Genomic DNA, 22,241 nt, shown 5'->3' with positions numbered 1-22,241 from the left:
GGAGTTGGTGAAATCTTTTTTATAAGTTTATATTTTTAACGGCAGTCATCTTCACTTCTACAGTAAATTGAACGATAAAAAAAGTGCATTCCTCGTCTTTTGGACAGTTCATTACCTACTGATTTTATTATTCTTTTTATTAGATAACACTAATAAAAAGAGTTAAACGGTCTACAGAGGCCTTCTTACAGGACGGTTCGCCTTTCAGGACATTGATTTTTTAAAACCCGGTTTTTTCACACAAAAAAAGAAGCCAGCTTTTCAGCTGGCTTCTCATTTGATTAACTGTCTATTGATTTGTCGTTTCATGCGCAGCCTTTCACAGGCTGCCGGACATAAATCTTACAATTTTTCTTCTGTTTCGCCTTCGGCTTCTTCAGGCTTCACTGTTTTTTGAGCCAGTAACTCTGCGCGCAGCTTGGTTTCGATGTCGTTAGCGATATCAGGGTTATCTTTCAGGAACGCCATTACGTTCGCTTTACCCTGACCAATACGGTCACCGTTGTAGCTATACCAGGCACCGGCTTTATCAACCAGCTTCTGCTTCACACCAAGGTCAATAAGTTCAGCTTCCTTACTGATACCCTCGCCGTAACGAATCATGAATTCCGCCTGCTTAAACGGTGGGGCAACTTTGTTCTTCACCACTTTCACACGGGTTTCGTTACCAACAACCTCATCACCTTCTTTCACCGCACCGATACGACGGATATCGAGACGCACAGAGGCATAGAATTTCAGCGCGTTACCACCGGTAGTGGTTTCAGGGTTACCGAACATAACACCAATCTTCATACGGATCTGGTTGATGAAGATACACAGCGTATTCGATTTCTTGATGTTAGCGGTAAGCTTACGCAGCGCCTGAGACATCAGACGTGCCTGAAGACCCACGTGAGAATCACCCATCTCACCTTCAATCTCGGCTTTCGGTGTTAATGCAGCTACCGAGTCAACAATTACTACGTCAACAGCGCCGGAACGAACAAGCATGTCACAAATTTCCAGCGCCTGCTCACCGGTATCAGGCTGAGAGACCAGCAGGTCATCAATGTTTACACCCAGCTTTCTTGCGTAAACAGGATCCAGTGCGTGTTCCGCATCAACGAATGCACAGGTTTTGCCTTTCTTTTGCGCTTCAGCGATAACTTGCAGTGTCAGAGTTGTTTTACCTGATGACTCAGGACCGTAGATTTCAACAACACGCCCGCAAGGTAAACCGCCTATTCCAAGTGCAATATCGATACTGAGTGAACCGGTAGAAATGGCTTCGATATCATGTGCCTGATTGTCACCCAGACGCATAATGGCACCTTTACCAAATTGCTTTTCAATTTGGCCAAGAGCGGCGGAAAGAGCTTTGTTTTTGTTGTCGTCCACGATATTATCCTCAAGATAATGACTGTCCGGTAGTTACCCTGTCGTATTACGCTGCCACTTTTACTTCTGTTATTTTTTAACTTCCGCAAAATATAATTCGGTCAGCGCTTCAGTAACTCACGAAACGTAATTCGAATGTTGAGTGCATTTTATACTGTATAAGCATACAGTCAAGTAAGATTTCACAATTAGTCTGTCAAATCCCGTTTTATTCAGCAACCAGTCGTTGGTACAGATAAGAAATTGCATGGGCGATGGCCTGTTCCCGCACCGCTAACCGGTCACCTGAAAATACGTGACGCTGCGTGTTCAGTTCACCGTCTATCATAAAGCCAAACCAAACTGTACCCACCGGCTTCTCCGCCGAACCACCACCAGGCCCTGCAATACCACTCACCGACACACCAACCTGCGCACCACTCTCCTGAACAACACCCCGCACCATTTCAGCTACGGTTTGTTCCGATACAGCTCCAAATTCTTCAAGCGTTTCAGCTTTCACCCCAGTAAGTGATTGCTTAGCCTCATTTGAATAAGTGACCCAGGATTGATTGAACCAGTCAGAACTACCGGAAACAGAAGTTAATACGTAAGCAATTCCACCACCGGTACAGGACTCAGCACAGGATACATGCCAGTTTCGCCGGCGAAGCACATCTCCGGTGGCAACCACCTGTTTAAGTAAGGCACTGTCTTGTGAAACAGTTGAAAAATCTGCGCTCATACGAATAATACTCACCAATGAATTAATTCCGTTGTACCATTTTACACATTTAGCAAACTGTAAAGACAGAAAGTTGGCCTGATGAAAGCTTTGTAGTGAAGTACGCTGATGGTAGGGGGAGCGTAACTGCATTTGAAACACGCCGAAAACCCATCCCTGGGGGCTCGACTGCCGCATCCATGCGGCAGACGGTTTCAAATGCAATTACGCCCCCCGACCGCGCGCCCTTCACAACTAGCAACATTGCGCCAGAATAAAAAAAGAGGTTTTCTTGGAATCACATACGCCGATGATGCGCCAGTATCTGGCCATAAAAGCACAACATCCTAATATTTTACTGTTTTACCGGATGGGGGACTTTTATGAACTCTTCTATGACGATGCCAAAAAGGCCGCACACCTGCTGGATATTTCATTAACAGCCAGAGGCAAATCCGGTGGTGAACCCATTCCCATGGCGGGAGTGCCTTATCACGCAGTGGAAGGTTACCTGGCGCGCCTGGTAAAAATGGGCGAGTCTGTGGCGATTTGTGAGCAGGTTGGCGATCCTGCCACCAGCAAAGGGCCGGTGGAACGTCAGGTTCAGCGTATTGTCACGCCGGGCACAGTGACCGATGAAGCACTATTAGAAGAGCGTCGTGATAACCTGCTTGCTGCAGTGTGCGGTCACAGCATGCAGTACGGCGTTGCCACCCTCGATATCAGCAGCGGACGTTTTCTGGTGGTTGAATGTGACAGTGATGAACAATTGCTGGCCGAATTGCAACGCCTTAATCCTGCGGAACTGCTTTATCCGGAAGGATTCGAAGGTTTACCTCTTATTGAAAAACGAAAAGGTTTACGTCGCCGTCCCGAATGGGAGTTTGATCCGCAAACGGCAACAGAGCAACTCAATCAGCAATTCGGCACCAAATCACTGGATGGATTCGGCATCAACGGCTTAGATAAAGCCACCGGTGCAGCCGGCTGTGTACTGCAATACGTTAAAGATACCCAACGTACCGCCCTGCCCCATATTCGCAGTATTCATCGTGAACAGCAGGAAACACGTATTCAGCTGGATGCCGCCACGCGAAGAAATCTGGAATTAACCGACAATTTATCAGGCAGTCAGGAAAATACTCTGTTCAGCGTGCTGGATTCTACCGCCACCCCCATGGGCAGCAGATTACTTCAACGCTATTTGCACGCCCCCATTACCGATCATTATGAACTCACCCGACGCCAGCAGGCCATCGGAAAACTGATTGAACAGGGTCATGAAGATATCGCCGATACATTAAAACGCATTGGTGACATAGAACGCATCATGGCGCGGTTAGCCCTGCGTTCGGCCCGTCCCAGGGATTTCTCCCGTTTACGCAATGCGTTTAACGAATTGCCCGGACTGCTCGACCAGTTATCCTCTCTTGAGGATTCGTTATGTGCGGATTTAGCCAAGGCTGTCAGCACCTACCCCGAATTACAAAGCCTGTTAAATCAGGCTATCGTGGATAACCCTCCGGTTGTGATCCGCGATGGTGGTGTTATCGCTGAAGGTTTTAATGAAGAGCTTGATGAATTGCGGGCGCTGTCAAGGGGAGCCACGGACTACCTGGATGCTCTGGAAGTCAGAGAACGGGAGCGTACCGGCGTCTCTACACTGAAAGTGGGCTATAACAAAGTGCATGGCTTTTTTATCGAATTAAGCCGCGCAAACAGCGGCGCAGCACCGGCAGACTATATCCGCCGTCAAACGTTGAAGAACACCGAGCGTTACATTACGCCTGAGCTGAAAGAGCATGAAGATAAAGTACTGACCAGTCAGGGCCGGGCGCTGGCTCTGGAAAAGCAGCTTTATGAAGGATTATTCGATGCCTTCCAGCCTCAGCTTACTAAGCTGATAAACACAGCCGAAGCACTGGCTAAACTGGATGTGATTCAGTGTTTTGCCGACCGGGCGACCGCGCTCGACTTACATTGCCCTATCCTCACAGACAACCGCGAAATCACCTACGAAGCCGGTCGTCATCCGGTGGTTGAGCAGGTCATGACCGACCCGTTTATTGCCAACCCGGTAACCCTGGACACCAAACAACGCATGCTTGTTATTACCGGTCCGAACATGGGCGGTAAATCAACGTACATGCGTCAGACCGCTCTGATTGTACTGATGGCATACCTTGGGTGTTACGTACCTGCAGAAAATGCAAAAATCGGCCGTGTGGATCGTATTTTCACACGTATTGGCGCATCTGATGATCTGGCGTCAGGGCGTTCTACCTTTATGGTTGAAATGACCGAGACCGCCAATATTTTGCATAATGCCACTGAGCACTCGCTGGTATTAATGGATGAAATCGGGCGCGGCACCAGTACATACGATGGCTTATCTCTCGCCTGGGCATGTGCCTGCTTCCTGGCAAGGGAGATTAATGCTTATACCTTGTTTGCCACCCATTATTTTGAACTGACACAATTAGCTGATTCTGAAGAAGGCGTGGTCAATGTACATTTAGATGCGGTAGAGCACGACGATACCATTCGCTTTATGCATACGGTAGAAACCGGTGCGGCCAGCAAAAGCTATGGCTTGCAGGTTGCCCAGCTTGCCGGCGTTCCCCGTCCGGTAATCAATGCTGCCCGGGCTAAATTGCATGAACTGGAAAACCGGGCACCACAGGAAGACGCCCCGGCCACAAAAATAACAAAAACGTCGTCAGATTCCGGTTCGCCCACAACCAGAGCCGGACAATCGGAAATGCACTTTACCGATATGCCTGACCCGCTGCGGGATGCACTGAATAATTTGTCTCCCGATGAACTTTCTCCCCGGCAGGCACTGGATTTAATCTATACGCTAAAACGGCTAAGTCAGGCGTGATACTTAAGGCTTTATTAATTTACCTGAAATAAACCCGCCAGCCCGGCAGGCAAACCGATTGTTTGCCTGCTACTCTTTCGCTATAATGTTGCGCCGTCCAGGTGCTTAGTTCGGTTTTCGCAACTCTCAGCACATTAGCCAAAAATTCCAACGCCTTAGGTTTCGCATGACAAATTATATTTTCGTCACCGGTGGTGTCGTATCATCGCTTGGTAAAGGTATTGCTGCCGCTTCGTTAGCAGCTATTCTTGAAGCGCGTGGTCTCACCGTTACGATGTTAAAACTGGATCCGTATATCAACGTTGATCCGGGAACAATGAGCCCAATCCAGCACGGGGAAGTGTTTGTCACGGATGATGGCGCAGAAACCGATTTAGATTTAGGTCACTACGAGCGCTTTATCCGCACCCGTATGACCAAGCGTAATAACTTCACCACTGGCCGGGTTTACGAAGAAGTATTACGCCGTGAAAGACGTGGTGACTATTTAGGTGCAACCATCCAGGTCATCCCGCACATCACCAACGAAATTAAGCGTCGCGTTATCGACGGTGCAGAAGGTCACGATGTAGCTATTGTTGAAGTAGGCGGTACAGTAGGTGATATTGAATCACAACCGTTCCTGGAAGCTATTCGTCAGTTAGGTACAGAAGTCGGCCGCGAGCGCGCCATGTTCATGCACCTGACGCTGGTACCTTACATGCCTGCTTCCGGCGAAGTGAAAACTAAGCCTACTCAGCACTCTGTAAAAGAGCTGCGTTCTATCGGTATTCAACCGGACATCCTGGTTTGCCGTTCTGTTGGCGCACTGCCGGCTACCGAACGTTCTAAGATTGCCCTGTTCACTAACGTGGCAGATAAAGCCGTTATCTCACTGAAAGACGTAGACAGCATCTACCGTATCCCGGCTGCGCTTAAAGCACAGGGTATGGACCAGCTGGTTGTTGACCGTTTCCGCTTAGATTGCAAAGAAGCCGATCTCACCGAATGGGAACAGGTACTTTATGCAGAGTCTAACCCTACTGCAGAAGTGAATATCGGTATGGTGGGCAAATATGTTGAACTGCCTGACGCGTACAAATCTGTCAATGAAGCATTAAAACATGCCGGTCTGAAAAACCGCCTGACAGTGAATATTCACTATGTCGATTCTCAGGACGTTGAAACAAAAGGTACACAAATTTTAGAACACCTGGATGCTATCTTAGTACCCGGCGGTTTCGGCGAACGCGGTATCGAAGGCAAAATTGCAGCAGCACGCTATGCCCGTGAGAATAAAGTCCCTTATCTGGGTATTTGTCTGGGTATGCAGGTTGCTTTAATTGAATTTGCCCGCAATGTAGCAGGTATGGAAAACGCAAACAGCACCGAATTCGATCCTAATACACCGTTCCCGGTTGTTGGCCTGATCACTGAATGGCTGGATGCAGACGGCTCTACCGAACAGCGTGATGCCTCTTCAGATTTAGGCGGCACCATGCGTTTAGGCAGCCAGCTTTGTCACCTGATCCCGGGCAGCAAAGTCTGTGAAACCTACGGCAGCGAAGAGATTTACGAACGCCACCGTCACCGTTACGAAGTAAACAATAACCTTCGTGACCAGATTGAAGCTGCGGGCCTGAAAGTAAGTGGTTTGTCCACCGACAAACGCCTTGTAGAAGTGATCGAAATCCCTGACCATCCATGGTTTGTTGCCGGTCAGTTCCACCCGGAGTTTACTTCTACGCCCCGTGATGGCCATCCGCTGTTTAAAGGATTTGTAGAAGCTGCCGGGAAATACCAGAAAGAAAATCACTGATTCTAAAAAGCAGAAGGCTTACTCCCGTTGCCTTCTGCACAAACGTTGAGGAAATAAAATGGCGAAGATTGCTCGCATTGTAGGACGCGAAATCCTGGACTCTCGTGGTAACCCCACTGTAGAGGCAGACGTTTACCTTGATTCAGGCGCAATGGGTCGTGCCGCTGCACCATCCGGTGCATCAACTGGTTCACGTGAAGCACTGGAACTGCGTGACGGTGACAAAAGCCGTTACCTGGGCAAAGGCGTAGAAAAAGCCGTTGCTGCAGTAAACGACATCATTGCTCCGGCGCTGGCTGGCATGGATCCACTGGCACAAACTGACGTTGATAACAAAATGTTAGAGCTGGACGGTACAGAGAACAAAGAAAAGCTGGGCGCAAATGCGATTCTGGCGGTTTCTCTGGCTGTTGCCAAAGCGGCTGCGATTGAAAAAGGCGTTGCACTTTACGAGCATATCGCTGACTTAAACGGTACGTCAGGTCAGTACTCTATGCCTGTACCTATGATGAACATCATCAACGGTGGTGAGCACGCTGACAACAACGTAGACATTCAGGAATTCATGGTTCAGCCAGTTGGCGCGAAGAGCTTCAAAGAAGCCCTGCGCATGGGTGCGGAAATTTTCCATAACCTGAAAAAAGTACTGTCTGCTAAAGGCCTGAACACAGCAGTGGGTGACGAAGGTGGTTTTGCACCTAACCTGAGCTCTAACGCTGAAGCGCTGGCTGTTATTGTAGAAGCCGTTGAAAAAGCGGGCTACAAAATGAACGAAGACATCACGCTGGCGCTGGACTGTGCGGCGTCTGAATTCTACAAAGACGGCAAATATGTGCTGTCTGGTGAAGACAAGTCTTTTGACTCAGAAACCTTTGGTGACTACCTGGCTGAACTGGCTGAGCAGTACCCTATCGTTTCTATCGAAGACGGTCTGGACGAGAGTGACTGGGACGGTTGGGCAAGCCTGACTAAGAAGATTGGTGACAAAGTACAACTGGTTGGTGACGACCTGTTCGTGACTAACACCAAAATCCTGTCCCGTGGTATCGAGAATGGTATCGGTAACTCTATCCTGATTAAATTCAACCAGATCGGTTCACTGACCGAAACCCTGAATGCAATTAAGATGGCGAAAGATGCCGGCTTCACTGCGGTTATCTCTCACCGTTCAGGCGAAACCGAAGATGCGACTATCGCTGACCTGGCGGTTGGTACTGCAGCGGGTCAAATCAAGACCGGTTCTCTGTGCCGTTCTGACCGTGTTGCCAAGTATAACCAGTTACTGCGTATCGAGCAGGCACTGGGCGACAAAGCGGTATATCCTGGTCGCAGTGCAATCAAAGGTCAATAATGACTATGAACGGGTAGCGCTGGCTACCCGTTCTTTTTAATGCTACTTTACTGATATTCTTCATAATCCTTTGTAGCCATGTCGTCAGGTTCTCACACGTCGTCCAGTCAGACTGATATTTTTGCTGTCACCGGCGCAACCGACGATTCTCCGGTCTTCACAGAAATTTGTAATGCCCTGTACGAGCGCGAGTTGCTGGTACTTTCACAAGCGTCCGCTGCGCAGATATCTTACCTCCAACGCAGACTGGCCGCACTTCCGCACCGGATCCAAAGGGCAGCCCACTATCTGGCAAACCACAAAACACCGCTTGCAGTAGACAGTCACAACGGTACCTGGCAATGTAAACAAGCATCTAAATGTCCGGCCAATAAAATTACGCCGGAGGACACGCTGGCCTGGTATACAGACCATGCAGCCTATGGTTTACCTGTACCGGTAAGATTACTTCGCTTTGATGAAGAGCATATCGAGCTGGACTCTATTGACCGTGTCCAGCCTGAGAATGAGATGGTGCACACCAATAAATATGGCTGGTTTACTTTTGATGGTGTGAGTCAGGCCAACAATACAGACACCGACTATACGTTACTGAAACCCACTAAAGCTGTGATGTCTGCCGCATGCTGCGGACACCGCTGGAATCACAAAGGCAGACTGGCCCCACGCACACTCTCATTAAGAGAATTATTGCTTTCCACCACGGTAAAGTGGAAAAAATTCACCTTAAATACCTGACCAACCAAACAGAGTTAGGATAAATATAACCAATTATTATATTCATGATGGCAAAGAAAGGTTGACCTGTGGCCCCTGTATGGTTACATTGTCGGCTATCAATTGGATGCCCGTGAAATTCGCATAATTATGCAATATTTTTTACTTTCTCTTCTACTCCTTATGGCAGCAAGACTGCACGGGTAGAATGCATCCAGTAAGAGGAATTACAATAAACCCGTGCATCGCACGGGTTTTTTTTTACTAATTATCACCACGAGTACAAGCCATGACGAATCAGGTAAAAATCTTTGATACCACGTTACGCGACGGCGAGCAGGCACTGCCCGCCAGTTTAAGTGCCAAAGAAAAATTGCAGATCGCTCTGGCCCTCGAACGTCTGGGCGTAGACATCATCGAAGCGGGTTTCCCGGTATCTTCGCCGGGTGATTTTAAATCCGTGCAGATGATTGCCCGGGAAGTGAAAAACAGTGTGGTTTGCGGTTTATCCCGTGCTCTTGAAAAAGACATCGATGCATGCGGCCAGGCGCTGAGTGTCGCTGAACAATTCCGTATCCATACCTTTATCGCCACATCTGAAATTCATGTTGGTGCCAAACTCAGAAAATCTCAGGACGAAGTCGTTGATATGGCAGTGGCTGCAGTAAAGCATGCCCGCCGCTATACCGACGATGTGGAATTTTCCTGTGAAGACGCCGGCCGTACCCACATCGATTATCTTTGCCGTATGGTCGAAGCCGCCATCAATGCCGGTGCCACTACCGTAAATATTCCGGATACCGTGGGTTATACAACGCCCACCGAGTTCGGCGGCATCATAGGCAACCTGTTTAACCGCGTACCGAATATCGATAAAGCCACGATTTCCGTGCACTGTCACAACGATTTAGGTCTGGCTGTTGCTAACTCACTGGCAGCCGTTGAGCAAGGTGCCCGCCAGGTAGAATGTACCATTAACGGTATCGGTGAACGTGCAGGAAACTGTTCACTGGAAGAAATTGCGATGATTCTGCAAACCCGCGAGGCCATGCTGGGCATGCAAACCAACATCAATTCCACTGAAATTTTCCGTACCTCCAAACTGGTCAGCCAGTTGTGTAACATGCCGGTTCAGTCGAACAAAGCCATTGTGGGCGCGAATGCCTTCAGTCACTCCTCAGGTATCCACCAGGACGGTGTATTAAAAGCGCAAAATACCTATGAGATCATGACACCGGAAAGTGTGGGTATTAATAAAAACAACCTGAACCTGACATCACGCTCTGGTCGTCACGTTATTAAGCACCGTTTAACAGAGCTGGGCTACAAGGCGGAAGACTACGATCTGGAAACGGTTTACACCGCATTCCTTGCGCTGGCCGATAAGAAAGGTCAGGTTTACGATTACGATTTGGAAGCCTTGCTGTTTTTCGATCAGCAAAAACACGAAGACGCGTATTACCAGCTGTCTTATCTGCAGGCCAACTCTGGCCGGGAAATCATTCCCAGTGCCACTGTTCGTTTACAGGTCGGCAGCGAAACCGTTACCAAAACAGCCATCGGTAACGGTCCGGTGGATGCCGCCTTTAATGCCATTATTTCTATTCTGGGTCATGAAGACCTGGAAGTGGTGGACTTCAAACTGGACTCGAAAGGTGAAGGTGCTGACGCCCTTGCCCAGGTCGGTGTTATCGCCGAGTACAAAGGGCGCCGTTTCCACGGTATCGGCCTGGCCACAGACATTGTCGAAGCCGGGGTTAAAGCCCTTATCTTCGTACTGAACAATACACATGTTGCTGACCAGATTGATCAGCAAAAGATTCAACAAGAACGCGTTGCAGGAGTATAAATGAGCGAATTCAATATTGCCGTACTCGCCGGAGACGGTATCGGCCCGGAAGTCATGCAGGAAGCCAATAAGGTCCTGGATGCCGTTGAGAGCAAATTCAAAGTGACTTTCAACCGGACCGCGTATCCGGTTGGTGGCTATGCCATTGATACTGAAGGTGAAGCATTACCGCCAGCCACCCTGCAAGGTTGTGAACAGGCCGACGCGATTTTATTCGGCTCAATCGGTGGACCAAAATGGGACTCCCTGCCACTGGAACAACGCCCTGAACGTGCAGCACTGTTAACCCTGCGCAGCCATTTCGATTTATTCAGTAACCTGCGTCCTGCCAAAATCTATCCGGGTCTTGAGGACTTATCCCCGCTGCGCGCAGACATTGCTGCCAGCGGTGTGGATGTACTGGTTGTCCGTGAGCTGACCAGCGGTATCTATTTCGGTCAGCCTAAGGGACGTGACGGCGAGGGTGAAGAAGAATACGCCTTTGATACCATGCGCTACTCCAAACGGGAAATTCGCAGAATTGCCGTATCCGCCTTTGAAGCAGCACAGAAGCGCCGCGGTAAAGTTACCTCGGTAGATAAAGCCAACGTACTGGTATGCAGCCGTTTGTGGCGGGAAGTCACCGAAGAAGTCGCCAAAGACTATCCTGATGTGGAACTCGAGCACATCTATATCGATAACGCGACCATGCAGGTGATGAAAAACCCGGCCCAGTTCGACGTGATGTTATGCTCTAACTTGTTCGGCGACATCATTTCAGACGAATGCGCCATGATGACCGGTTCTATGGGCCTGCTGGCATCAGCCAGTATGAACGAAGAAGGTTTTGGCTTATACGAGCCGGCTGGTGGTTCTGCACCTGACATTGCCGGCCGGGGTATTGCTAACCCTATCGCTCAGGTGCTGTCAGCAGCCATGATGTTGCGTTTCAGCTTAAACTTGCAAGATGCTGCGGACGCTATCGAAAAAGCGGTTGTAGCCACGTTAGAAGCCGGTGTATTAACCGGAGAATTGTTACCTGAGGACAAACGCGCACAAGCGTCCACCACAGCTCAGGTCGGCGATGAAATTGTCAAACAGATTTTAAATCAGGAGTAACAGACCGTCATGGCCAAGACCTTATATGACAAAGTCTGGGAAGCACACGTTGTAGACCAGATTGGCGAAGACAGCTTATTGTATATCGATCGTCACCTGATCCACGAAGTGACTTCGCCTCAGGCCTTCGCAGGTTTGAATGAAAAAGGCCGTAAAGTGCGTCGACCTGACCGTACATTCGGCACCATGGACCACAGTATCTCTACCCGCTCACTGGCCATTGACGCCTGCGGTCCGCAAAATGCGTTACAGCTACAAACGCTGGCGAAAAACTGTGAAGAACACGGCGTTAAGCTATTCCCGGTAGGTCACCAGAAGCAGGGTATTGTTCACGTAATGGGTCCTGAACTGGGTTTAATCCTGCCCGGCGTTACCGCAGTATGTGGTGACTCGCACACTGCAACCCACGGCGCATTCGGAGCCTTAGCATTCGGTATCGGTACATCTCAGGTTGAGCATGTACTGGCCACACAAACTCTGAAGCAAAGCAAAGCGAAAAGCATGCTGATTAATGTGCACGGTAAATTACCGGTGGGCATTACGGCAAAAGATATCATTCTGGCCATTATCGGCAAAATCGGACACGCCGGCGCTACCGGTTATGTTATCGAGTACGCCGGTGAAGCCATCCGCTCTCTGACCATGGAAGAGCGTATGACCATCTGTAACATGAGTATTGAAGCCGGTGCGAAAGCCGGAATGGTCGCGCCGGATGAGACCACATTTAACTACGTGAAAGGCCGTGAATATGCACCTTCCGGCGAAGCGTGGGATGACGCCGTTGCATACTGGAAAACTCTGAACAGTGAAGATGGCGCAAAGTTCGACAGCGTTGTTGAATTAAATGCCGCTGATATCGCACCACAGGTCACCTGGGGTACTAACCCGGGTCAGGTAATTGGTGTGGATACACCGGTACCTGCGGCTGACTCCTTCAGCGATGCGGTAGAGAAAGAGAGCGCGAGAAAAGCCCTGTCGTACATGGGCTTATCAGCCGGCGACAAGCTGGAAGATGTGGCCATCAGTCATGTATTTATCGGCTCGTGTACCAATGGCCGAATTGAAGACATGCGTGCTGCTGCATTCATCGCCAAACAGGGCAAAGTCGCTGACAACGTCACCGCGATTGTTGTGCCGGGCTCCGGTGCAGTTAAGCGTCAGGCGGAAGCAGAAGGTCTGGATAAAATCTTTACCGATGCAGGTTTCGAGTGGCGTTTGCCGGGTTGTTCGATGTGTCTGGGCATGAATGATGACATTCTTCAGGCCGGTGACCGTTGTGCTTCAACCAGTAACCGTAACTTCGAAGGCCGTCAGGGCCGCGGTGCCCGTACTCACCTGGTGAGTCCTGCGATGGCAGCTGCCGCTGCATTGAAAGGCCGTTTCGCCGATGTCAGAGAATTTCAGGAGTAAATCATGAGTCAAGGTTTTACTACACACACCGGCCGCGCCTGCCCCCTTGATCAGGCTAACGTCGATACGGATCAGATCATCCCGAAACAGTTCCTTACTGGCGTAACACGCACCGGATACGGTAAACATTTGTTTCACGACTGGCGCTATCTGGACTTGCATGAAAAAGAACCCAATCCTGATTTCGTGTTAAATAAACCGGAACACGCCGGTGCAAGTATTCTGATGTCGCGGGAAAATTTTGGTTGTGGTTCCAGTCGGGAACACGCGCCATGGGCACTGGCAGATTTTGGTTTTGATGCCGTTATCGCCACATCCTTCGCTGACATTTTCTATGGTAACTGCATTAACAACCAGTTGCTGCCGGTAGCGCTGACATCAGCGCAAATGGATGAGCTGTTTGCCATTGTCAAAGCCAATCCGGAAACCGCTGTGGAAATCGATTTGCCGGCACAAACAGTGAAAGCAGGCGATGCAGTATTCAGTTTTGATATCCTTGCACACCACAAAAACAATCTGATCAAAGGCTTAGATGCTATTGGTCAGACGCTGGAACTGACAGAAACCATCGAATCATACGAAAGTAGACAACCAGTCTGGCTTTAATTTTTTCGATATCAACTATACTCAAAGGGCGATGCATCAGCATCGCCCTTTTTTTCGGCCCCGGCTTCTGCTCAGGTAACATTGCATGCTAAAAAACGTGACTATTGATGAACTCATTCCGGGTATGTACGTCAATCAGGTTTTAGAACAAACCGGACAATTACGCGTGCGCTCCAGCGGCGTGGTGAAATCACCGGTCTCCATCGGCAAGCTGAAGGAAATGGGGATCACCCTGGTAGAAGTCGACTATGCCAGAAGTCAGTTGCCGGAAGCAGCAATGGTCAGTGAACAGGTGCCCGCCCCTTCATCTGCCACACAGTCGAATTCAGACGCTCTGAATGCCGCCAGTGTACTTTATGAAGAAGCCGTGAGCTTACAGCAGTCTTTCATCACTTCGCTCAACAAGGGCGCTCCTAATGATCTCTCGCAGGCATCAGACCTGTCATCCAGCATCATTGATGCAGTTTTCGATAATCAGGATGCCATGTCCTGCCTGACAATGATAAAGAATTCAGATCAATACCTGCTTGAACATTCGATTAACTGTTCCATCCTGATGGCTATGTTTGCCCAGCATCTTGGTTATGATCGGGATACGATTGATGAAGCTTGTATGGGCGCATTGCTTATGGACGTGGGTATGTCGCAGATCCCACAGGAACTGAGGCATAAAAACGGAAAACTGAGTCAGGCCGACTGGGATGTGGTGAAAAGCCATGTTGATATTGGCGTGGAACTGGTAGAGCAAAGCGAACAGATTTCAGATTTGGCACTGTCGGTCATATCACAACACCATGAACGGGAAGACGGTTCCGGCTACCCGAACGCACTGAAGAGTGACACCATCTCTCCCTTGTCCAAAATGGCGGCTATTGTGGACTGTTACGATGCGATGATTTCCAACCGTCCTCACAAAGACAGCATTACGCCGGCGCTCGCGCTGAAAAGGCTGGCTAAAGATCCGTCTCTTGACAGCGTGTTAGTTAAACAGTTCGTGCAGTGTGTCGGTGTTCACCCCGTGGGCTCGCTGGTAAAACTGAAAAGCGGGAGACTGGGGATCATCAGTAAACAAAATCCCGACGATCTCACCTCACCGGTGGTAATGACTTTCTACAGCATTACCGGAGGTCACTTCAGTGAAATCAAACGCATTGATTTGCTTACTGTCGACGATGAAATTGAGTCAGGTGTCCGCCCTGATGATTTTGGCATTAATCTGCCGAAATTTTTCAAAGATGTATTTATCAGCCAGGTGCCGGGCTGAAACCCGGTCACCAGTCTGTTAACGCCGCCATAGAAAACTCTTTATTTTCGAAACTCAGAATAACCCGCTGAGCTTCAATCTTTACTATTTGCACCTTGTCATCAATCCAGTCCCCTTCCCCGAGCTGTTTGCCGTTCACTCTCACCCAGCGGTCAGACGGACGACTGGCATACATATGGGCATTAAACGCCATACCCGGTAAACGGGTAAGCATTCTGACAGGAAGTTGATCGACACGGGGTAAATCATCACGCACGGTGATCTGTGTTTCAGGCTCATCTTCGGTAGCCTTGTTGTCCAAATCTTCAATGGCCTTATTAAACCGGGCCATAAGCTCCGGTGACACATTCACATCGCTTTCCTGCGGCGCATTGATGATTTCACCGCCTAAATCTGAGGCCTCCGTAGCAATATCATTCCCTGCGCCATCACTGTTCACCGGATTGGCGGACGCAGTATTCTGCTGCCCGGTTGCGCTCTGGTTTGGGATTGCGTTTATTTCAGGCTGACTCCCGGCGGTGGTATCGGGAACCGGGTTTAATTCATTTGTGTTATTTACCGGGCTGCTATCCACTGCGGCAATATTATTACCGTCTGGCACCACAGCCTCTCCGGTGGATTTCAGGTTTGTGCTGTCTTCAGGTGTTGTTCCCGGTATCTCCTGTCCGTTTCCGCGCCCATCGCCGGCGGACACAATATTTACCGTATCAGGCCACCACGCAGGGTAACTGCCGATGGCACCACCTGTAATCAGTCCGGCCAGGATGACACCGGTAAAAGACACTGCCTGTCTGGTATACACTTTCCACAACGACGGCATTCCCTGCACAGTGGGAAGGAACAAGCTGCGGTTAAATTGATCTGACAACCCGGCATCAAACTTACTGACGCTGGTGTCGTGTTCTCCCCTGAGCAGCGCCTGCGTTTGCGTGCGGTGATGCACCGGCTTTTCAATTTCAACGGCTTGAGCAGGGTCAACTTCAACTTCCTGCACCCCCATTTCCGCCAGGCCCTGTACCATGGCGTCACTGGATACCAGACCACTTTTGCGAATTTTAACCGGCCCGTTCTGCTCAGTGATGCGAATAATCACCATACCGGGTTTCAGCTCTGCAATTTTAATGAGGTCAGACATACAACCTCCCGAGGCCAAAACCAGTCACCAGAGCAATCACAAACAACAATATCATCAGCCATTTACGCTGACTTTGAATACGCTGGCTCACCACATCTTCGCCAAGAATTTGTTCTGCTGCGGCAAGGAATACAGGTTTCTTCACTACTGCATGCTGTTTGGTGAATGACAGGGTCAGTGCGCGGTCACAAAGCAAGTTAATTACTCTGGGAATGCCCCCTGTGATTTGGTGAATGGCTTTAATCGTCGACGGGCTGAAAATGCTCACATCCCCTTTTGCCACACTTAAGCGGTGTGCTACGTAGGAAGAAACTTCCGGTGCGGTGAGCGGTAACAAATGATAACGGGCAGTAATACGCTGAGCTAATTGCCGTAGTTCGTTTCGCTTCAGTAACTGTTGTAATTCAGGCTGTCCTATTAACACCACCTTCAGCAGTTTCTCACGGTTGGTTTCCAGATTGGTCAGTAAACGCAGCTGCTCCAGCACTTCCGGCATCAGATGCTGTGCTTCATCAATCATCAGTACCGTATTCATGCCGGCCTGATGATTGTCAGCCAGCTTTGCCAGAATACGATCAGTAAAATATTTCAGACTGGCCTTGTCCACATCATAGGGAATGCCCAGCTCGTCGCAGACGGTGGCCAGCAGTTCAAGAGCAGACAACGTGGGATTTAAAATCATTGCTACCTGTGTATTGTCAGGTAATTGCTGCAACAATTTCCGGGATACCGTGGTCTTTCCGGTGCCAACCTCGCCGGTCAGCATCACAAAACCGCCGCTTTCGCGCAGGCCAAAGGTCAGATGTGCCAGTGCCTCTTTGTGGCGCGGGCTCATATATAAATAATCGGGGTTTGGCGCTATGGAAAACGGGTTGTCCGTCAGTCCAAAATAATTCAGATACATGTGTTTGAGAGAGTTAGCAATTCACCGCGACTAAACTAACCGGCCCGGGTGAATAAGTCAAAATCAAAGCCTTTCGATAAACAAAAAGCCTCTTAGTTCAGGCATAATGAAACAAAACAAACAGCGTGATGGTTTTATGGATGTTTATTTAGTGGGCGGCGCAGTACGGGATGAATTACTCGGACGCCCGGTAACAGAACGGGACTGGGTAGTTACAGGTGCCACACCACAGGAGATGCTCAGTAAAGGCTATGAACAGGTCGGGAAAGATTTCCCGGTGTTCCTGCATCCGAAAACCAAAGACGAATATGCCCTCGCCCGCACGGAAAGAAAGTCCGGCAGCGGTTACACCGGGTTTGTTTGTTACGCTGCACCTGACGTCACGCTGGAGCAGGATTTGATCCGTCGGGATCTCACCGTAAATGCTATCGCCAGAGACAAAGATGGCAACCTGATTGACCCTTACCACGGTGTTAAAGATATCGAATCCCGCACATTGCGACATGTGTCTCAAGCCTTCAGTGAGGATCCCCTGCGGGTGTTCCGCGTTGCCCGTTTTGCAGCAAGGTATGCTTATCTCGGGTTTACCGTTGCAGATGAAACCGCTTCACTCATGCGTTCCATGGCTGAAAGTGGCGAACTTGCCCATCTTACGGCTGAGCGTGTATGGAAGGAGACTATCCGTGCGTTGGGAGAAATGAATCCTGAAGTCTATTTTCAGGTGCTTGAAAACGCTGATGCACTCAGCCCCTGGTTAAAAGAAATTAAGCCGCATCTCATTAATATTTCAAATCCTTTAAAAAAAGCTTCACTAACGCAGGGAGAAGAGGATGAAAAATGGGCATTAGTTTGTGCTTTTTTATCCGTTGATGAGACATCCTCGCTTTGCCAACGTTTGAAGGCTCCGAATAAACACTCTGATCTTGCACTGCTCGTTTCTCGCCACTGCAACATTTATAAAACCGCAGACTCTGCAGGTGACTGGCTAAATTTATTTAATCTTTGTGATGCATGGCGCCGGCCTGAGCGATTCGAAAAATTTTTATCTGTTATGGCTTTGATTTATGAGAAAGAGAAATCCTACACAGTTGCACCAAAATTGCTATACGCACTGAAAGAAGCCAATAAGATCAACGCTTCGAATTTTATCAAGCAAGGACTAAAAGGGCCTGCTATTGGCTCCGCTATTGATAAAGCCCGCGGAGAAATCTTGAATTCTGTACTTTGAATCAGTTAAAAAACAAATATCTCTCAATAAAATGTTTCTTAGTTCTCCTTTAGCCCATTAAGCTTTTTTAGAGAACAGCAAGTTACAGTAGACTGTAAAATTTCCTGTAATGCTAAAATTGCAACTCAATATGGATTAGTTGCAACTAATCATCACATCTTGTTGAGAACAAGAACAAGTAAAAAAGGACTTAATTTAATGCAACAGTTAACTTTAACAGAAATCGAAGAAGTAAATGGCGGTGTATCTCAAGAACTCGCAGTCGGAACGAACATGGGTATCATCAGTATCGGTGTTGGTATAGCGCTCGCCGGAACAGCTCCTGCCTGGTTCCCATTAATGATGATTGGAGTGAGTGCTGTAACAACCTTTGCTTTTATCGAAGAGCAGTTAAATGGGGAAAACTGGCGTTAGTAAAATTGCGTTTAATTATAGTAGCTTCTCATTGAGAAGCTACTTGCTAAAATACAACTGAGGAAATACTACATGAATAAGCATATGAATCATGAAAACTGGAGAAAAAGTCCGAACACTTCCTGGGTTATTAAAAGCGATCGCAAGAGTATACTACTAGTTTCATTATCAGTTTCTTTAATCATCTCCCTATTGCTCATATTTCTAAAATAATTCCCGTTTTCATAAGACACATTAATTTGATCCAGCAACCTTAGACCCGTTTTTAAATGCAATCACTAAAAATCAAACTCAATGAACGTTTTGGCTTCGACGGTTTCCGCGAAGGTCAGCAACAGACTATTGAGCAGCTTCTGGCCGGCCATTCTTCGCTGGCGGTGTTTCCTACCGGTTCAGGGAAGTCTTTGTGTTATCAGTTCACCGCAACACAATTGCCCCATCTCACACTGGTGATTTCGCCGCTCATTGCGCTCATGCATGATCAGTTAGCCTTTCTGCGGAGTAAGGGTATTGCAGCTGCCAGCCTGGATTCCACTTTGAGCAAAGAGGACAGCCAGCAGGTGATGCAGCAGGCCCGTGATGGTGAGCTTAAGATCCTGATGATTTCGGTAGAGAGATTTAAAAACGAGCGCTTCCGCCGCTTTATCGACAGCATTCCTGTATCCATGCTGGTAGTGGATGAAGCCCATTGTATCTCTGAATGGGGTCACAATTTTCGTCCCGATTATCTGAAACTGCCCCGCTACCGCCAGTCACTGAACATTCCGCTGGTGCTGTTGCTCACCGCTACAGCGATGCGCCGGGTACAAAAAGACATGGCGCAGAAATTCGATATCGGCCTGCAGCATATCGTACAAACGGGATTCTACAGGGCTAACCTGGACATAGACCTGATTCCGGCACAGGACACCGGCAAGTTCCCGTTGCTCACGCAAGTGCTTGATGACACGGCCGGCGCCGGCATTGTGTATGTCACGCAGCAAAAAACGGCAGACGAACTTGCCAACCAATTACAGGCAGCCGGCTATTCAGCGGTGTCTTATCATGCGGGCCTTGGTAACGACAACCGTGCAGCCATTCAAAATCGCTTTATGGCGGGCGAAACACGCATCATTGTGGCAACTATCGCCTTTGGCATGGGTATCGATAAAGCAGATATCCGTTTCGTGGTGCATTACGACCTCCCGAAATCCATAGAGAATTACAGCCAGGAAATCGGCCGTGCCGGACGTGACGGACAGAACAGCCGGTGCGTACTGCTGGCCAGTCTGGACGGCATTAACGTGCTGGAAAACTTTGTCTATGGCGACACACCTGAAAAGCACGCCATTGACGTGCTGCTTAATGAAATCACGGCCAACACACAAAATGGTCAGTGGGAAACCAGAGCCTGGTCGCTGTCACAAACCACCAATATTCGCCCTTTACCACTTAAGACGCTGCTGGTGCAGCTGGAACTCGCCGGCGTAGTTGAACCTGAATACAGCTACTACGAAGACGTAAAGGTAAAATGGCTGACGGCTCCTGAGCAAATTGCGCAACACTTACCGCAGGAACATCAGGGACTGTTCGATTCAATTGTCAGCCACACCCGCTTCAGGAAAATTTGGGGCGTTCCTGATTTCGACGCCCTTCAGCAGCAAGGATACCAGAGAGGAATGGTGCTGAATCTGCTGGAGCAACTGGCTGACAACGGCCAGGCTGAGCTGGAAGCCAAACAGCTCACCGATGTGTACCGGGTAAATCCCGATTTATTCACCCCCGACCTTGCCGGCAATCTGCATCAGTATGCCTGCAAGAACGAAGGATCAGAAATTGCCCGTATTGCTACCATGCTGCGCTTTTTCAATCTCGACCGCTGCCTGAATCACAATCTGGCATTGTACTTCGGCGATCAGCATGCACCTGAACACTGCGGGCATTGCTCAGTATGCAGGGGACAATCACTGAGTCTTAGCCGTGATAACTCAGAAACAGAGTCCGGCAATATCGCCCCTGACATGCAACAGGCCCACAACTGGCTTTCTGAAAAGCTGCCTGCACAGATGCTGACACCTGTCTTGCTGAGTCGCTTCATGGCCGGACTTACCCAACCCGTTTTCACCAAAATTAAGGCAAAGCAGCAGCCGCAGTTCGGAAAAAACGAAGAGACGGCTTATCACGTACTGCTCAGCTGTGCCAATTCTGTTGTGAATGAATCTGAAGGCGCAGTTTCGAGATAATAGTTATCAAAACACAGCGGTGAGGTGCTACAATACGCCTTTATTTTCGCGACGCAAAAACACCGAATGACCTTTGAAGAATTAGAGCTTGATGACAGCCTCTGTCAGGCTGTTACGGAGATGGGATTTAAAAACCCAACTTCCATTCAGTCTCTCGTGATCCCGCCGGCGATGGACGGCAAAGATATCCTCGCATCGGCCCCTACCGGAACCGGAAAAACGGCGGCCTTTTTGCTGCCTGCGTGCCAGTTTTTACTGGATTTCCCACGTCGGGAACCCGGTTCGACACGCATCCTTATTCTCACGCCAACCCGTGAACTTGCCTTACAGGTATATGAGCAGGCACGGGCAATTACCCGTTATACCGAACTGGTATGCGGCGTAATTACCGGCGGCATAAACTATGGTACTGACAGAGAAACACTGAGCCAGAACCTGGATATCCTTGTGGCCACGCCGGGCCGCTTATTTGAGCATATCGAGAAAGAGTCTGCGGATTGTCGCAACATAGAATGCCTTATCCTGGATGAGGCGGATCGTATGCTCGACATGGGATTTGGTGCCATTGTGGGTCAGATTGCCGCAGAAGCCCGCTGGCGTAAGCAGAACATGCTGTTCTCCGCCACACTGGAAGGGCCGGGAGTGAAGTTTTTCTCCCGCGATATTCTAAATGATCCGGTTGAAGTAGAAGCGAATCCTTCACGGAAGGAAAAAGCGAAAACTCATCAGTGGTATCACCTGGCTGATGACATGGCCCACAAGCAGGCCATGCTGGTGCATATTCTTAAAAACGACATTACCAATGCGGTGGTGTTTATAAAAACCCGCGAGCGCCTGCAGGCACTGAAAGATTTTCTGATGTCAGAGAAAATTGAAGTGTGCTGGCTGCAGGGAGAAATGCCGCAGGATAAACGTAATGACGCCCTGCTACGGTTTAAATCCGGAAAAGTCCCCGTACTGCTGGCAACCGATGTGGCTGCCCGTGGCATAGACGTACCTAACGTCAGTCATGTCATCAACTTCGATATGCCCCGCAAGGCCGATATTTACGTTCACCGTATTGGCCGCACAGGTCGTGCAGGCGCAAAAGGTACAGCCATATCATTGATTGAAGCTCACGACTTCGACTTGGTAGGCAAAGTTGAGCGTTACACCGGAGAACCGCTTAAATCCCGTTTCGTAAAAGATTTGCGGCCTAAGCATAAAGCTCCGAAAAACACCGCGAAGAAAAAGGCCAAAAAGAAAAAAGCCGCCACAGCGAAAAAGAAAAGTAAGTAA

At 49.1% G+C, this 22,241-nt stretch carries 17 protein-coding genes; 13 read left to right on the top strand and 4 right to left on the bottom strand.

Features of this window, described 5'->3' with window-relative positions:
* Positions 1-342 precede the first annotated feature (342 nt).
* Entirely contained in the window at positions 343-1,380 is a 1,038-nt protein-coding gene (recA, locus tag DS731_RS05850; protein ID WP_119500446.1) for a recombinase RecA, read from the bottom strand.
* Between the two features lie 208 nt (positions 1,381-1,588).
* The gene (locus DS731_RS05845) at positions 1,589-2,104 is read right to left on the bottom strand and encodes a CinA family protein (protein WP_119503319.1); all 516 of its coding nucleotides are present in this window, start codon (positions 2,102-2,104) and stop codon (positions 1,589-1,591) included.
* A 289-nt stretch (positions 2,105-2,393) separates the two neighbouring features.
* On the opposite strand from DS731_RS05845, the gene mutS reads away from it, so the two are divergent.
* From mutS to DS731_RS05800, 9 genes are all read left to right on the top strand, one after another.
* A complete protein-coding gene (mutS, locus tag DS731_RS05840) occupies positions 2,394-4,967 on the top strand; it encodes a DNA mismatch repair protein MutS (protein ID WP_119500445.1) in 2,574 nt (857 codons plus the stop codon).
* Between the two features lie 166 nt (positions 4,968-5,133).
* A complete protein-coding gene (locus DS731_RS05835; protein ID WP_119500444.1) occupies positions 5,134-6,765 on the top strand; it encodes a CTP synthase in 1,632 nt (543 codons plus the stop codon).
* Between the two features lie 58 nt (positions 6,766-6,823).
* Positions 6,824-8,116, top strand: coding sequence for a phosphopyruvate hydratase (eno, locus tag DS731_RS05830; RefSeq protein ID WP_119500443.1), 1,293 nt, complete (start codon positions 6,824-6,826; stop codon positions 8,114-8,116).
* Between the two features lie 78 nt (positions 8,117-8,194).
* A complete protein-coding gene (locus DS731_RS05825; protein ID WP_232373492.1) occupies positions 8,195-8,854 on the top strand; it encodes a hypothetical protein in 660 nt (219 codons plus the stop codon).
* A 268-nt stretch (positions 8,855-9,122) separates the two neighbouring features.
* Complete coding sequence (gene leuA / locus DS731_RS05820; RefSeq protein WP_119500442.1) at positions 9,123-10,682, top strand: 2-isopropylmalate synthase; 1,560 nt, start codon at positions 9,123-9,125, stop codon at positions 10,680-10,682.
* A complete protein-coding gene (gene leuB / locus DS731_RS05815; RefSeq protein WP_119500441.1) occupies positions 10,683-11,780 on the top strand; it encodes a 3-isopropylmalate dehydrogenase in 1,098 nt (365 codons plus the stop codon). It begins immediately after the preceding gene.
* A gap of 9 nt (positions 11,781-11,789) precedes the next feature.
* A complete protein-coding gene (gene leuC, locus DS731_RS05810) occupies positions 11,790-13,190 on the top strand; it encodes a 3-isopropylmalate dehydratase large subunit (RefSeq protein ID WP_119500440.1) in 1,401 nt (466 codons plus the stop codon).
* Positions 13,191-13,193: 3 nt separating this feature from the next.
* On the top strand, positions 13,194-13,796 hold the full coding sequence (gene leuD / locus DS731_RS05805) for a 3-isopropylmalate dehydratase small subunit (RefSeq protein WP_119500439.1): 603 nt from the start codon (positions 13,194-13,196) through the stop codon (positions 13,794-13,796).
* An 85-nt stretch (positions 13,797-13,881) separates the two neighbouring features.
* Entirely contained in the window at positions 13,882-15,060 is a 1,179-nt protein-coding gene (locus DS731_RS05800; protein ID WP_119500438.1) for an HD-GYP domain-containing protein, read from the top strand.
* 7 nt (positions 15,061-15,067) lie between these two features.
* Here DS731_RS05800 and DS731_RS05795 read toward each other — a convergent pair whose 3' ends face one another.
* On the bottom strand, positions 15,068-16,195 hold the full coding sequence (locus DS731_RS05795; RefSeq protein WP_119500437.1) for a general secretion pathway protein GspB: 1,128 nt from the start codon (positions 16,193-16,195) through the stop codon (positions 15,068-15,070).
* The gene (locus tag DS731_RS05790; protein WP_119500436.1) at positions 16,188-17,099 is read right to left on the bottom strand and encodes an ExeA family protein; all 912 of its coding nucleotides are present in this window, start codon (positions 17,097-17,099) and stop codon (positions 16,188-16,190) included. The genes DS731_RS05795 and DS731_RS05790 overlap by 8 nt, the downstream gene beginning before the upstream one ends.
* A 136-nt stretch (positions 17,100-17,235) precedes the next feature.
* Here DS731_RS05790 and DS731_RS05785 point away from each other — a divergent pair, with 136 nt between their 5' ends.
* From DS731_RS05785 to srmB, 4 genes are all read left to right on the top strand, one after another.
* Positions 17,236-18,327, top strand: coding sequence for a hypothetical protein (locus DS731_RS05785; RefSeq protein ID WP_119503317.1), 1,092 nt, complete (start codon positions 17,236-17,238; stop codon positions 18,325-18,327).
* Positions 18,328-18,525: 198 nt separating this feature from the next.
* On the top strand, positions 18,526-18,741 hold the full coding sequence (locus tag DS731_RS05780) for a hypothetical protein (protein ID WP_119500435.1): 216 nt from the start codon (positions 18,526-18,528) through the stop codon (positions 18,739-18,741).
* Positions 18,742-19,010: 269 nt separating this feature from the next.
* Positions 19,011-20,963, top strand: a complete 1,953-nt coding sequence (locus DS731_RS05775) for a RecQ family ATP-dependent DNA helicase (protein ID WP_119500434.1) — start codon at positions 19,011-19,013, stop codon at positions 20,961-20,963.
* A gap of 66 nt (positions 20,964-21,029) precedes the next feature.
* The gene (gene srmB / locus DS731_RS05770) at positions 21,030-22,241 is read left to right on the top strand and encodes an ATP-dependent RNA helicase SrmB (protein ID WP_119500433.1); all 1,212 of its coding nucleotides are present in this window, start codon (positions 21,030-21,032) and stop codon (positions 22,239-22,241) included.

Origin of the sequence: Alteromonas sp. RKMC-009 (genome assembly GCF_003584565.2) — a bacterium.
Classification (GTDB): domain Bacteria; phylum Pseudomonadota; class Gammaproteobacteria; order Enterobacterales; family Alteromonadaceae; genus Alteromonas.
The sequence above is the reverse complement of the archived record's forward strand: the minus strand, read 5'-3'. Positions and strand labels throughout refer to the sequence as shown.